The organism is Mesorhizobium sp. CNPSo 4661 (genome assembly GCF_057784215.1).
On record NZ_JBWGIO010000002.1, the window covers coordinates 344,873 to 357,745 of the forward strand.

Consider the following 12,873-nt stretch of genomic DNA (forward strand, 5'->3'; position numbering starts at 1 on the left):
GCATGGAGAAGCCGCTCTCGGCCGTGTTCGTCACCGAGGTTTCTTCCGTCACCGCGCCCATGCTTGCGCGTTGGGCAAACAGCGGCCACCGCATCGTTGCCGTTGTGGTGCCTGGCCCACGTGCCGGCAAACGCTTCAGCTTCAGTGTGCTGCGCCGTCGCCTGCGGCGACGGTTTGCGCTGAGAACTCATCCCGAACACACCGTGCCCGCGCTGATCGAATTCAGCCCGCCCTACGACTGGGATACGCTCGGGCCGCGGCTCAGCGCGTCTGGCGCCGATCTCTTGATCTGTTTCGGCTACGGCAAGCTGATCCCGCGAACCGTGCTGGAGCTGTTTCCAAAAGGCGGCCTCAACCTGCATCCCGCACTTCTGCCGCACTATCGCGGCCCGCATCCAATCCACCGGCTGGTCATAGACCAGATGCATGAAGCCCATGGCGGCGTGACCTTGCACGAGATGACGTCCGGCTTCGACGAGGGCGACATCCTCGCGCAAATTGGCTTTGCCGCAGAGGATTGGCATTCGGCCGCAACGGTGAACCGGGCCCTGGCCGACGCGATGGCCGTGCTTGCGGCGGATGTTGCGCCTGAGTTTTGCCGCGGCAGGCTTGCCGGATCGCCTCAGCCGGATGGGGCATATGTCTGGGCGCAGATCGAGCGCGGTCCGTTGATCGTCGGCGCGCGATCGTCAAGCGAGCATGTCGCCCGGCTGTGCCGGATCGTCGGGTCGAGCGTTCCGGTCAGCGTCCTGATCGATGCAAAGCCGGTCCGGCTGGCTCAGCCGATTCGCCGCCTGGGACCACCCACGGGCGAAGCAGCGAAACGCCGATGGGGATTGGTGGCGTTCGACTGCGCCGACGCGCGCGTCGTCCATCTGGCCTACAACAGGCTGTCCCGGCTGTTGTTGCGATGGCAGTCGAAACCCCGCCAGGCCCGGCGGGAACAGCGATCCTTCGACATCCGGCGTTTCGGCGCGAAGGATTAGAGCGTTTCACCGTTTCACGAAAACGGCGAACCGCTCTATCTTTGTTTTAACGCAATTCCGGACGGAAAACCGCTCACACTTTTCCTGGAATTGCTCTAACGCGCTTCAACCGTGCAGCGTAGCCTGGATCAGCGCGGCCGCATCCGCCGGGCTCGAGCCGACTTCCAGCGTGAAGGTCGGCACCGCCTTCACCAGGGTCGCGATCATCGCCATGCGCCTTTTCTGCAGCGACAGCAGGCCGGTCATGCCGGTCCTTACATTGTCGGTGGCCAAAGCCACCATGGCGTCGGTCCTAGCCATCGGCAGCAACCGGGTCTCGGTGTCCGCCGAGCGCGCAAGATGCAGGAGCGCTGCGACGGGCCTGGCGCACACATCCTCGACGCGGATGATTTCGCCGAGGCGGTCCAGCGAAACGGATTGCTCGCCCTCGGCGTCCCATGTTCCGCCCAGGAAAGGCGCGACGAAGGGCAGCATCGCCGCGGTGTTGCGGTGGACCTTCACCTTGCGCGGCATGCCCCAGGCCGTGATGCCCTGCCCGTTTGCATTGAGGATCATGACGTCGTCCGAGCAGAGGCCGAAGCCCTGCGATGCAAGCGCCAGCGATGTGGTCGACTTGCCTGTGCCGCTTGGCGCATGAATGAGAACCAGGCCGTCCTTTCCAGGCAAGGTGAGACCCGCTGTGTGCAGCATATGCTGGCCATCCGCATCGAGCGCCGCATCCAGCACCATCATCAGCAAGGTCCACTTGATCTTGCTGTCCGGATGGAGACGGATCTCGGCCCGGCCCTCGCCGTCGTGTATCGACACGGTCTGCTGGCCGGGAAAGACGAGATGGAACACGCTTCCGCAGTCGATCATGCGGCAATGGCCGTCCAGCGGCACTTCGCCGTCGAAAGCCAGCTTTCCTTCGGGGTTCTCCCGCAGATCAAGCGTCTCGAAGATATCGACACGAAAACCGGGCTCGACAGGCGCGTCCACACGCGGGGCGCCGAGCATTAGGTCGAAGCTCGGCCACAGATCGGCACGCGCGGCGGTGATGCCCAGGACCTGACCGTTGAGGTCGTAGCGGAAAGTCTGGTCGCTCAAGCGGCTGGCGCCTTCATCCTGGCCGGGTGGCGGTAAATCTCCACCATGCCGGGCTGGCTGTCGCTGACCACCGGCTTGCCGTCGAGGCAGACCCAGCAATGCGCCGACAGGCGAGGCTCGTGCATCGATCTGGCGTCGACGCCGAAACGCAGCTCCGGGTCGAGGCCGGCCATGCGCAGGAAGCGGAAGCCGAGCAGACCTTCCCGAAGGCATCTGCGGTCGCGCATCAGCCAAGGGCGCCGCACCGTTCGCTTGACGCGATGGACGATGTAGGTCGAGGGCAAGTCACGATAGGGTGCAGGCGACTGCAGCGGCGCCAGTTTCAACACGCCTTCGAAATCGCGCCGGCCGACCAGCAACGGCATCAGCCGGGCGCTGAGCCACAGATGGACGCGGAACAGGGCGCGCAGGACGGGTCCGTCGGCCATCACGCGCCCGGGTCGGCGAGGATGCCTTCAGCCACAAGCTCGGTGGCCAATTCAGCCATATCCTGGTCGAGCGTTGCCTTGTCGATGTCGAACTCGTCCGACAGCAGGTCGACGATCTGGTCGAGATTGCGCGCGCCATCGACCTTGCCGAGGAAAGCCTCGGTCGTGTCGTTGCAGGTGTAAAGCTGGCCGCTGCGCGCCAGGAGCACGACTGCACCGTCGCCGACATGCTGCACGGACGCATCGTCCGCCATGCGCAGCACCGTTTCAGAGCCGATTTCTGCCATGCCCGCGCTCCCTTCGCTGGAAGAGCAATTAGCGCGGCACCGCGAGGCTGTCCATCGCCATGGATGGCGAGGCGGACGATCCGCTCCGCAGGCCTGTCCTACGGGGCGAATATTAGCGAGGTCTTGCCTTCCTGCCCTTGGGTAAGCTATGAGTCCGCCGGGTTTTGGGGAGTGATTTGTATGCGTTACAATTGGGAACGGGCTCCGACGGCGTTCGAGCGCCATCGGAAGGCGCTTGCGGCGGCCATCCTGATCGCCGGCGGCGTCGGGCTGATGCTGGCGGCGCTGCCGCTCTAAGCCGGCTGATATCACGGACGGTGACAGCGACTCTTCCGCTGGAGGCGTCAAGGGAAGACGTTCGCCGGCGATGTCGACCAAAATGCAGGAAGACATGGCCGGCAGAAACGACTTAGGCTATTCCCAGACGGCAAAATATTCTGGGAGGAATGCCGATGGCCTCACGCTACCGCGAAGTCTATGAGGGCTGGAAAAGCGACCCCATAGGGTTCTGGGCCGAGGCGGCTAAGGCCATCGACTGGTATAAGCCTGCCGAAAAGGTCTTCGATCCGGCGGAAGGCGTCTATGGCCGCTGGTTCGTCGGCGCCTCTTGCAATACCTGCTACAACGCAATCGACCGCCATGTCGCCGGCGGACGCGCCGACCAGCTGGCGCTGATTCATGACAGCGCCATCACCGGTACGATCCGGAAATTCACCTATGCCGAACTGAAGCGCGAGGTTGTCGCGCTGGCCTCGGTGCTCAGGCATCGCGGCATCGACAAGGGCGACCGCGTCATCATCTACATGCCGATGGTGGCCGAAGCGGCCATCGCCATGCTCGCCTGTGCAAGGCTAGGCGCCGTGCATTCGGTGGTGTTCGGCGGCTTCGCCTCGCATGAGCTCGCCACCCGCATCGACGACGCCAAGCCGAAGCTGATCATCACCGCTTCCTGCGGGCTGGAGCCCGGCCGCGTCATCGCCTACAAGCCGCTGCTCGACAAGGCGATCGAGATGTCGAAGCACAAGCCCGACGCGTGCCTCATCCTGCAGCGCGAGCAACTGCGCTGCCAGATGAAGGACAATTACGACTTCGACTATGCGGATGCGGTTGCTCGGGAGCGGGCCGCCGGCGCCAATGTCGACTGCGTGCCGGTGCTGGCCACCGACCCGCTCTACATCATCTACACCTCCGGCACGACCGGCCAGCCGAAAGGCATCGTGCGCGACAATGGCGGCCATATGGTCGCGCTGAAATGGACCATGGACAACGAGTTCGGGGTCAAGCCGGGCGAAGTTTTCTGGGCGGCTTCCGATGTCGGCTGGGTGGTCGGCCATTCCTACATCGTCTACGGCCCGCTCCTGCATGGCTGCACCAGCGTGCTGTTCGAGGGCAAGCCGATCGGCACGCCGGACGCCGGCACCTACTGGCGCGTGATCTCGCAGCACGGCGTGGTGGCGCTGTTCACCGCGCCGACCGCCTTCCGCGCCATCAAGGGGCAGGATCCCAAGGGCGAGTTCGTGCCGAAATACGACCTGTCGAAGTTCCGCACCCTGTTCCTCGCCGGCGAGCGTGCTGACCCCGAGACCATCAAATGGGCGGAACAGAAGCTCGACAGGCCGGTGATCGACCATTGGTGGCAGACCGAGACCGGTTCGCCGATGACGATCAACCCGGCGGGCCTGGGGCTGTTGCCGGTGAAATACGGCTCGCCCGGGGTGCCGATGCCGGGCTACGACATCCGCATCCTCGACGATGCCGGACACGAAGTGCCGCGCGGGACGCTCGGCAACGTCGTGGTCAAGTTGCCGCTGCCCGCCGGCTGTCTGCCGACGCTTTGGAACGCCGATGCCCGCTTCCGCCAGGCCTATCTCGAGGAGTTTCCCGGCTACTACAAGACGGCCGACGCCGGCATGATGGACGAGGACGGCTACCTCTATGTCATGGCCCGCACCGACGACATCATCAACGTCGCCGGCCACCGGCTCTCGACCGGCGCCATGGAGGAGGTGCTGGCGGCGCATCCCGATGTCGCCGAATGCGCCGTCATCGGCATTGCAGATGCCTTGAAGGGCCAAGTGCCGCTCGGCTTCGTCGTGCTCAATGCCGGTGTCTCGCGCGATAGCGGCGCGATCGAAAACGAGGTTGTGGGGCTGGTGCGCGAGCGGATCGGCCCGGTCGCCGCCTTCAAGACCGTGGTGACGATCAAGCGGCTGCCCAAGACCCGCTCCGGCAAGATCCTGCGCGGCACGATGCAGAAGATCGCCGACAAGGAGGCATGGACGATGCCGGCGACCATCGACGATCCCGTGATCCTCGACGAGATCGCGGCGGCGCTGAAGGGGCGCGGCATCGGGGTATAGCCCCTCGGCAGACGCGTTAAGGACGAATTCACCAATTTATCCCGCACTGCGATCACTTGTTGTGCAACGCAGCAATAGACTTTAGACTTCGCGTGGGGGCCATACCGAAGGCACGGCATGGCTCAGCTCAAGAGGACATCGGCGGCGGCGAGATCCTGCGTTTCCTGGCCGCCGTCATGGTGATGTTCCATCACTATGGCTTCTGGGTCTGGGCCTTCCCCTACGGCGTTTCAGCGCGCCACCGGCGGCATCCCGCCCCATCCCGAAATGGGTTTTGCCGGCTCCGCTTGGGATTCTGTGAAACGCTGACCCGCTCTGAACGCGGACGCCGACCGCCGTGCAAGAATGAGCCGGCTTGGGAGCGCCGGTGTGGAATTGTTTGCATCCGGCATGATATCGAGGCGCAAACCAGTGCAAATATCCGAGTCTCAATCCGTGAGTCTGTTCCAACGTTCGAGACGTCCTCGGCCCGCGCCACGCGAGCGCCTTGTCATGGACATGCGCGACACAGTCGTCTACGCGATCGGCGACGTGCATGGCTGCCATGAGGAACTGCTGGCGCTGGAAGCAAAGATCCAGCTCGACGCGCAACGGTTCAGTGGCCGCAAGATCATCATCATGCTGGGCGACTATATCGACCGAGGGCCGCACTCGCGGCGCGTGATAGAACATGTGATGGCGCCGCCGCCGAAAGGCTTCCAGCGCGTTTGCCTGGTAGGCAACCACGAGGTCGCGCTGCTCCTTTATCTCGACGGCTATCTTTCGCGCGAGCCCTGGCTCGGCTACGGCGCGCGCGAGACCCTGTTCTCCTACGGCGTCGACCCGGACCGCCTGGCAAGCCTCTACGGCTCGAACGAGCAGACGGACGCGCGCATCCGCGAGGCCATTCCCGCCAGCCATGTCGACTTCCTGCGCACGCTGCCGGCGATGGTCTGCTCCGAGGAATTCGTCTTCGTGCACGCCGGCATCCGGCCCGGTATCGCGCTGGAGGCGCAGGACGAGAACGATCTCCTCAACATCCGCGAGGAGTTCTTCCAGGCGGCGCATCGTCTCGACCGCTGGGTGGTCCACGGACACACGATCGTCGACGTTCCGACGCTTGACGGGCGCCGGCTCGACATCGACACCGGCGCCTTTCAGACCGGGCGGCTGACCGCGCTCAGGATCGTCGGCAAATACGGCCGGCTGCTGTCTTCACAAGATTAGGGCGGTTCGCCGTCTTAGGCTGAACCGCCCTATAGCTCTGTCTTTCGAAGGGAAAAACGCCTCAAGCAGCCTGTTTGGGGCGCGATTCCGACTTGTCCAAATAGTAGGACGAATAGCGGTCGAAGAACCTTTCCGAGCCGCCGAGCGAGCCGTATTTGGCCAGTTTCTTCAAATCGACCTTGTTGAGCACCGCGCCGATCACTTTGTTGGCGATATAGGGCTCCGATTCCAGCATCGAGCGCACCATGTTGCGCGGCGTGCGGCCCCATTCGGTGACCAGCACGAAGCCGTCGACCAGCGGCGCGAAGGCCTTGGCGTCGACGACGGGGCCGAGCGGCGGCAGGTCGACGATGATATATTCGAACGTCTCCTTGGCGTTCTCGATGAAGCGCCGCATGCCGGCCGAGCCCAGAAGCTCGCTGGTGTGCGAGAACTGGCCGCGCAGCACGGCGGGGATGATCGCAAGCTTGGTCTGGCGGTCGACCTTGCCGACCGACTGCCATGTCTGGCCGTTGACCACCGCCTCCATCAAGCCCTGCTCTCTCTCCATGCCGAGGCTGCGGCTCAAGCCCGGATTGCGCAGGTCGCCGTCGATGAGCAAGGTCCTGGCGCCGTTGGCGGCGAGCAGGCCGGCAAGGTTCGCGGCCACCGTCGACTTGCCTTCGCCGGGCAGCACCGAAATGACGCCGATCACCCGGCTGCCGCGGTCTTCCATCACGACGTCGAAGGCTATCTTGGCGTTGCGCAGCGTCTCGGCGAACATCGAGGCCGGGGCGTCGATGCTGACCCGCATGCGCGCCCGTCTCTCGGCGGCGGAGAGGCTGGCCACCTTGTCGTCGACCGGCAGGTCGTCGGCCTTGGAATCCCTGGCCTTGCCGCCGCCGATCGTCGGCAGATAACCCAGGAATTTCAAACCGGCGCGGTCACGAATATCCTCGCCCGTCCTGAAGAAGCGCTCGTTGAACTCGTTGAGACCGCCGAAGCCGGCGCCGAGCATCAGGCCGAGCACCAGCGACAGCGCCAGCACGCGCAAGGTGCGTGGGCTGGAGGCCGCGAGCGGCATCGTCGCGTCGGAAATGATGCGGACCTTGCCGACCGGGAAGGACTGCTGCTGCGAGGCTTCCTCATAGCGGCTGAGGAAGGTCTGGTAGAGCGTGGTCAGCGCCTGCGCCTGCTGGTCGAGCTCCTTGAGCTTCACCTGCGATTGGTTGTCGATCGAACTCTTGCCGGCGGCGGTGGAGATCTTGTCGCGCAGCGCCGTTTCGCGCGCCTGCGCCACTTCGTAATCGTTGCGGTAGCTTTCGGTGAGCTGCTTCAGCTGGCCGAAGATCTGCGCCGACACATCGGCCTTTTCCTTGGCCAGCGCGACCGCCTGCGGATGATCCTTGCCGAAATTCGTCTCGACGTCCTGCAGGCGTTTGGCAATGGCCAGATAGCGGGTCTTGAGCGCGATGATGACCGAGCTGCTCGGCTGGTCGGCCGCTATGGCCGAATCGTTGAAGGCGCTTTCGGAGCCGCTGTCGACGATCGCCTTATACTGCTGGTAGCGGGCGCTGGTGCGCGCGGTATCGGCCTGGGCGACGATGAGCTGGGCGTTGAGGTCGGCAAGTTGCTTGTCGCTCAGCAGCTGGCCGTCGCTGTTGGCGGAAAGACCGTGCTCGGCCCTGAACTTCTCGACCGCCAACGAGGCGGCCTGCGAGCTCTCGCGCAACTCGGTAAGTCGGCCCTGCAGCCAAAGGGCCGCGCGCTCGGTGGCGTCGAAGCTGGCGTTGAGCTGGTCGGCGAGGTAGGCATCCGCATAGGCCTTGGTGATGGCAGTGGCGAGTGCCGGGTCTGCCGCCTGGTAGCCGATGCTGATGACATTGCTGCGGCTGACGCGATCGGCCAACAGTCCGGTCTGCAGCACAAGAACCGCGTAGTCGTGGGTCGCGGTCTTGATCATGGCTTCGCGCGTCGCGGCATCGACATTCTGGATGCCGGGAATTTGGTCGGCCGAATTGCCGCGGAAATAGCCGACGATGCCGCGCAGAAACCCGATGCCCTTGGCCAGAGCCGATTGCGGCGGGCTCATGAAGTCCTGGTTCTGGTCAAGCTTCAGCTTGTCGACCACCTCAGACGCCAGGCGCGCCGAGTTGAGAATCTCGATCTGGCTGAGGATCGTCGCGTCGGTCTGCTGCGTAGCGCTGGCAGCCGAGATATCGTCCATGACCTTATTCATGCCCTCGTCGATCAAGACGCTTGCCACGGACATGTATTGCTTGGGTGTGGTCTGCAGATAGATCACGCCCAGGAACAGGCCGATGATGGCGCAGACCGCCACCACCTTGGCCTGCCGGGCGGCCATGCCAAGCAGACGCTCGACGTCGATGAAGTCTTCACCCTTTTCCGGATCGGTGCTGGGCAACGGCATCCTCTTGTCGAGAGGGAAGTTGGCATAGTTCATGTTCGGTCCAATTCCAGGTTGCAGGCGCTAGCGGCCTTGGTAGATCGGCGTCGTGACCAGAAAAGACCGCGCAACGTCGTTGCCAGGATGCGCCGGGCCAAAAGGCCCGGGCGCTTGAGTGGCCGTCGCGCCATCGCGAGTTCGCATATGCACCCGAAAGATGGGCATTATGCGGCTACTTCCCGGCGCTCATGCGACCGGACGAATTGCTGCAGCATCTCGAAGACAGGCCCCTTCATGTCGTCGCGCGCCAGGGCAAAGGCTATTGTGGCCTCGATGAAGCCTTCCTTGGAGCCGCAGTCGAACATGCGGCCATCGAAGGGCTGGGCATAGAAGGGCTGGCTCTGAGCCAGGCGCACCATGGCGTCGGTGAGCTGGATCTCGTTGCCGGCGCCGCGCTGCTGGTTGCCGAGCAGCGCAAAGATCTCCGGCTGCAGCACGTAGCGGCCGTTGATATAGAAATTCGACGGCGCCTTGGCGGGCGCGGGCTTTTCGACCATCTCCGTGACCTTGAAGCCGGAACCGACCTCGTCGCCACGGCCGACAATGCCGTATTTGCCGGTTTCGGCCGGGTCGCAGCGCTCCACTGCGATCACATTGCCGCCGGTACGCTGATAGAGATCGACCGTCTCGGCAAGGCAGCCGCGCGCGCCGAAGGACACCATGTCGGGAAGCAGCAGCGCGAAGGGCTCGTTGCCGATCACGTCGCGCGCGCACCATACGGCATGGCCGAGGCCCTGCGGCGACTGCTGGCGGATGAAGGAGGTGGCGCCGGCCACCGGCAGCAGGTTCTCCAGCGATTCGAGCTGCGCCTTCTTGCCGGTCTGCTCCAGCGTGCCGATCAGTTCAGGATGCAGGTCGAAATAGTCCTCGATGACCGCCTTGTTGCGGCCGGTGACGAAGACGATGTGCTCGATGCCGGCCTCGAACGCCTCGTCGACGGCATATTGCACGACGGGCTTGTCGACGACGGGCAGCATTTCCTTCGGCATCGACTTGGTCGCCGGCAGGAACCGCGTTCCGAGCCCCGCCACCGGGATGACTGCCTTCCTGACTTTCTGCATATGGTCTTCCTTCTGAGAGAAAAAGATTTCTACCTGTCGCCGGCTAATTCATTGTTGGGAGCATGATCTTTTCCGAAAACCGGTTCCCACTTTTCGGGATCATGCTCTAGAAAATCGCCCGCATGCTTCATCTCCCCGCCCCCACGGCGAATTTGCGCCGCAACCCTTCTGAGCCGGACCGCGATGGGCATGCTCATATGCCCGATCGCGGCCGGATCCCTGAGCGCCGTGCCGATCGCCTTGAGCGGGGCGCGCGCCTTGATGTGCTGAACCAGGGACAGGAACGACGATGCCTTGCGCAGGCTGCGGCCGCGCCTGGCGAAGGCCGCCTTTGCGCCACTGTCCATGGGATATGCCGCCGCGAAGGCGGCGTCGGCGCGCGTCATCGCCTCGACGTGATGCAATTCGAGCACGCGCGAGATCGAGCCGGCGCGGATGTGGTAGACATAGCCGACGCTCGGCTCGACCGCGCAGCGACCGCCGCTGGCCAGCGCGCTCGCCAGCAGGATGTAGTCCTCGCCGATGCGCAGCTTCTCGTCGTAGCGCAGCCTGTTGTCGTCGAGGAAACGACGCTGGAAGATTGGCTTGAGGTAGCCGAGATTGAAACGCGATTCGAAGACCAGATTGCCGGCAATGTAGTCGGCCAGCGAGATTTCCCGCAGGCCTTCGAGATAGCCGGCCGGGAACATGGTGTCGTCGGGCGTGCCGTCCTCGCGCACGACCTGCACATTGTCGACCGCAATCTGGGCGCCCGTCGCTTCGGCGCGGGAGATCATCGTGGCCAGGCGGTCGGGAAGGACCGCATCATCGGAATCGAGCACCGCCACCCAGCGGCCCCTGGCAAGGTCGAGGCCGGCATTGCGAGCGCCGCCTGGACCACGATTGGCGGGCAGCGCGACGACCTTGACGATATCCTGCGGATAAGCGCGCGCCACATCCAGCGTGCCGTCGCGCGACTGGTCGTCGACGACGATGACCTCGACCGTCATGCCAAGTTGGGCGATCGCGCCGGCGATGGCGCGGTCGAGAGTCGCCTCCGCATTGTAGGCGGCGATGACGAAGCTGACGTCAGGCTGCACGCTTGTTCCCTTGTTCTGGCGAAGTGAGGCCGTACTGGCGGATTTCACGGACGCCGACCAAACCGCTAATGACGCCAACGTGCATAATGCCGCGCAGCACGCTGCGGTTCCGTCGCACCGGGCTGATCACGGTCAAAATGGCCATGCCGAAGCAATAGGCGGCCTTGGCCGAGGCCAGCCCGACCTGGCCGACGCGGCGCACGCCGCCGGTGCCGCGCCCGATCAGATGGCCATGCGTCTGGCCGAAGCGGAAGCGGCGGCGGCGCAGCCAGTCGAAAGCGGCCCTGGCGCGGGGCACGACCTCGTCGACGAAGGCATCGGGTGCAAAGGCAATGCGGCCGCCGGCCTTGACCATGGCGTCGAAGAACTCGGTATCCTCGCCGCCGGTCTGGCCGCGCGCCAGGCTGAAGCGCCGGCCGCGCAGGCTCGCGTCGGTCATCTTGAGCAGGACGTTGCAGGTGTAGCCGGTGCGGATCTCGCCGCGCACCCAGACCGGCAAGGTGGAATGGAAATCGCCCTTCTGCATCCAGTCCGGCGCGTCCTGGCGATAGTGCGCCCGCACCGGACCGAGCACCGCCGCGGCGCCCGCGGCATCGGCAGTCGCCATCAACTCGACCAGCCAGGAGGGAGAGGCCGTCTCGTCATCATCGATGAAGGCGGCGAAGTCCGACACGCTGGCGTCGAGGCAGGCGTTGCGGGCGATCGAGATGTTGCGCGCCGGCGCGTGACGGTAGCGGATCGGCAGCTTCAGCTCTTCGGCCAATGCCTTCACCAGCTTCTGCGCGCTGGGCTCATCGTCATTGTCGGCAATGACGATGCCGATCTCCACGCCCTCGGGCTTCTCCAGGGCGGCGACCGAGCGCAGCGTATCGGCCAGTTCCGGCCGGCGGAAGGTGCAGATGCAGATGTCGAGCGAGCGGCCGGCCATCACGCCACCTTACGCTGCAAGCGAGACGTCAAGAGCTGCTGCCAGAAGCCGACCGACCAGCCGAAATGCATGACCATGGCCGAGATCCCGACCAGCGCGATGCCGGCGTTGCGCTGACGTATCGCCGTCACCAGGCCGTAACCGAGGCACACCGCCGCCCACATCAGGAAAGGCGCCGCCGCGATCCAGTGGACGAAGGAGAACAGGGCGAGCAGCACCACGGGCGCCACCAGCAGGGGGATCATCTGACGAAGCTTCGGCACCATGCGGTGCTTCAGGACGTTCCTGGCGCGGCCGCGGCCATAGCCGAGATACTGGAAATAGAGGCTCTTCAGCGTCGAGCGCGGATAGTAGACCATCTGCGTCCTGCCGCTCATCCAGATACGGTAGCCAGCCTGGCGCAGCCGATAGTCGAGCTCGGCGTCCTCGTTGTGGCTGAAGCTCTCGTCATAGCCGCCGACATGCCTGAAAGCGGCAATGCGCATCAGCGCGTGGTGGCCGTGGTCGACCCATTCGCCCTCGGACATGTGCCGGTGCTTCGAACCGCCGGTGCCGAGCTTGGAGTTCTGTGCCGCCGCGACCGCCTTCTGCACGGCGCCGGTGCCGGCGGTCAACATCGAAACGACGACCGAATCGGCGCCGGTGGCAAGGGCTTCCTCGACCAGCCGATCGCAGTAATCGTCCGGATAGCCGCCATGCGCGTCGACGCGGATGAGGTAGTCGGCGCCTTCGCCGAGGGTCACTACCGCCAGATTGATGGCAGCACTCTGCAGGCGCTTCGGATTGGCGAGCAGGATGACCCGGGGATCCTTCGCCACGATCTTTTCGACGATGGCTTGCGTGCCATCGGTGCTGCCGCCGTCAACGACGACGATGCGGCCGCCGAGCCGTACTGCCGCGGGCCGCAACTGGTCGAGCAGGCCGCCGATATGGGCCGCCTCGTTGAGGCAGGGAATGACGATCAGGATCGATGCCTGCGCCATCGGTTCTTGTGCGTCCCCTGCCA

Annotated in this window: 11 protein-coding genes; 3 read left to right on the forward strand and 8 right to left on the reverse strand. The window is 64.6% G+C overall.

From position 1 onward, the window contains the following. Positions 1–2 precede the first annotated feature (2 nt). Positions 3–986, forward strand: a complete 984-nt coding sequence (locus AC0YKC_RS03635) for a formyltransferase family protein (protein ID WP_488510101.1) — start codon at positions 3–5, stop codon at positions 984–986. A 105-nt stretch (positions 987–1,091) separates the two neighbouring features. Here the strand turns inward: AC0YKC_RS03635 and AC0YKC_RS03640 are convergent, their stop codons facing one another. The 3 genes from AC0YKC_RS03640 to AC0YKC_RS03650 are packed head-to-tail and all read right to left on the reverse strand — an operon-like array spanning position 1,092 to position 2,787. Further along, positions 1,092–2,072, reverse strand: a complete 981-nt coding sequence (locus AC0YKC_RS03640; RefSeq protein WP_488510103.1) for a serine kinase — start codon at positions 2,070–2,072, stop codon at positions 1,092–1,094. Beyond that, entirely contained in the window at positions 2,069–2,500 is a 432-nt protein-coding gene (locus tag AC0YKC_RS03645) for a lasso peptide biosynthesis B2 protein (RefSeq protein ID WP_488510105.1), read from the reverse strand. Before AC0YKC_RS03645 ends, AC0YKC_RS03640 begins: the two co-directional genes overlap by 4 nt. Next, the gene (locus tag AC0YKC_RS03650) at positions 2,500–2,787 is read right to left on the reverse strand and encodes a PqqD family protein (RefSeq protein WP_434725001.1); all 288 of its coding nucleotides are present in this window, start codon (positions 2,785–2,787) and stop codon (positions 2,500–2,502) included. Before AC0YKC_RS03650 ends, AC0YKC_RS03645 begins: the two co-directional genes overlap by 1 nt. 452 nt (positions 2,788–3,239) lie before the next feature. Here AC0YKC_RS03650 and AC0YKC_RS03655 point away from each other — a divergent pair, with 452 nt between their 5' ends. Together AC0YKC_RS03655 and AC0YKC_RS03660 are read left to right on the forward strand one after the other, a co-directional pair. Beyond that, positions 3,240–5,147: a propionyl-CoA synthetase gene (locus AC0YKC_RS03655; protein WP_488510110.1), complete on the forward strand. Its 1,908-nt coding sequence runs from the start codon at positions 3,240–3,242 to the stop codon at positions 5,145–5,147. A 492-nt stretch (positions 5,148–5,639) separates the two neighbouring features. Further along, complete coding sequence (locus AC0YKC_RS03660) at positions 5,640–6,353, forward strand: metallophosphoesterase family protein (protein ID WP_488510113.1); 714 nt, start codon at positions 5,640–5,642, stop codon at positions 6,351–6,353. A 61-nt stretch (positions 6,354–6,414) separates the two neighbouring features. On the opposite strand, the gene AC0YKC_RS03665 is transcribed toward AC0YKC_RS03660, so the two are convergent. The 5 genes from AC0YKC_RS03665 to AC0YKC_RS03685 form a co-directional block, all read right to left on the reverse strand. After that, positions 6,415–8,796: a polysaccharide biosynthesis tyrosine autokinase gene (locus AC0YKC_RS03665; RefSeq protein ID WP_488510115.1), complete on the reverse strand. Its 2,382-nt coding sequence runs from the start codon at positions 8,794–8,796 to the stop codon at positions 6,415–6,417. 167 nt (positions 8,797–8,963) lie between these two features. Continuing rightward, positions 8,964–9,860 (reverse strand): UTP--glucose-1-phosphate uridylyltransferase GalU, encoded by an 897-nt coding sequence (gene galU, locus AC0YKC_RS03670; RefSeq protein ID WP_488510118.1) that lies wholly within the window; start codon positions 9,858–9,860, stop codon positions 8,964–8,966. 29 nt (positions 9,861–9,889) lie between these two features. Continuing rightward, complete coding sequence (locus tag AC0YKC_RS03675) at positions 9,890–10,939, reverse strand: glycosyltransferase family 2 protein (protein WP_488510122.1); 1,050 nt, start codon at positions 10,937–10,939, stop codon at positions 9,890–9,892. Then, the gene (locus AC0YKC_RS03680) at positions 10,929–11,867 is read right to left on the reverse strand and encodes a glycosyltransferase family 2 protein (RefSeq protein ID WP_488510125.1); all 939 of its coding nucleotides are present in this window, start codon (positions 11,865–11,867) and stop codon (positions 10,929–10,931) included. The genes AC0YKC_RS03675 and AC0YKC_RS03680 overlap by 11 nt, the downstream gene beginning before the upstream one ends. Continuing rightward, a complete protein-coding gene (locus tag AC0YKC_RS03685) occupies positions 11,867–12,850 on the reverse strand; it encodes a glycosyltransferase family 2 protein (RefSeq protein WP_488510314.1) in 984 nt (327 codons plus the stop codon). Before AC0YKC_RS03685 ends, AC0YKC_RS03680 begins: the two co-directional genes overlap by 1 nt. Positions 12,851–12,873: the final 23 nt, after the last annotated feature.

Bases quoted from the DNA above. Each gene is read 5' to 3' on its own strand.
- AC0YKC_RS03635 (WP_488510101.1), top strand. From the start codon at position 3: ATGGAGAAGCCGCTCTCGGCCGTGTTCGTCACCGAGGTTTCTTCCGTC.
- galU (WP_488510118.1), bottom strand. From the start codon at position 9,860: ATGCAGAAAGTCAGGAAGGCAGTCATCCCGGTGGCGGGGCTCGGAACG.
- AC0YKC_RS03660 (WP_488510113.1), top strand. From the start codon at position 5,640: ATGGACATGCGCGACACAGTCGTCTACGCGATCGGCGACGTGCATGGC.
- AC0YKC_RS03645 (WP_488510105.1), bottom strand. From the start codon at position 2,500: ATGGCCGACGGACCCGTCCTGCGCGCCCTGTTCCGCGTCCATCTGTGG.
- AC0YKC_RS03650 (WP_434725001.1), bottom strand. From the start codon at position 2,787: ATGGCAGAAATCGGCTCTGAAACGGTGCTGCGCATGGCGGACGATGCG.
- AC0YKC_RS03680 (WP_488510125.1), bottom strand. From the start codon at position 11,867: ATGGCCGGCCGCTCGCTCGACATCTGCATCTGCACCTTCCGCCGGCCG.
- AC0YKC_RS03665 (WP_488510115.1), bottom strand. From the start codon at position 8,796: ATGAACTATGCCAACTTCCCTCTCGACAAGAGGATGCCGTTGCCCAGC.
- AC0YKC_RS03685 (WP_488510314.1), bottom strand. From the start codon at position 12,850: ATGGCGCAGGCATCGATCCTGATCGTCATTCCCTGCCTCAACGAGGCG.
- AC0YKC_RS03655 (WP_488510110.1), top strand. From the start codon at position 3,240: ATGGCCTCACGCTACCGCGAAGTCTATGAGGGCTGGAAAAGCGACCCC.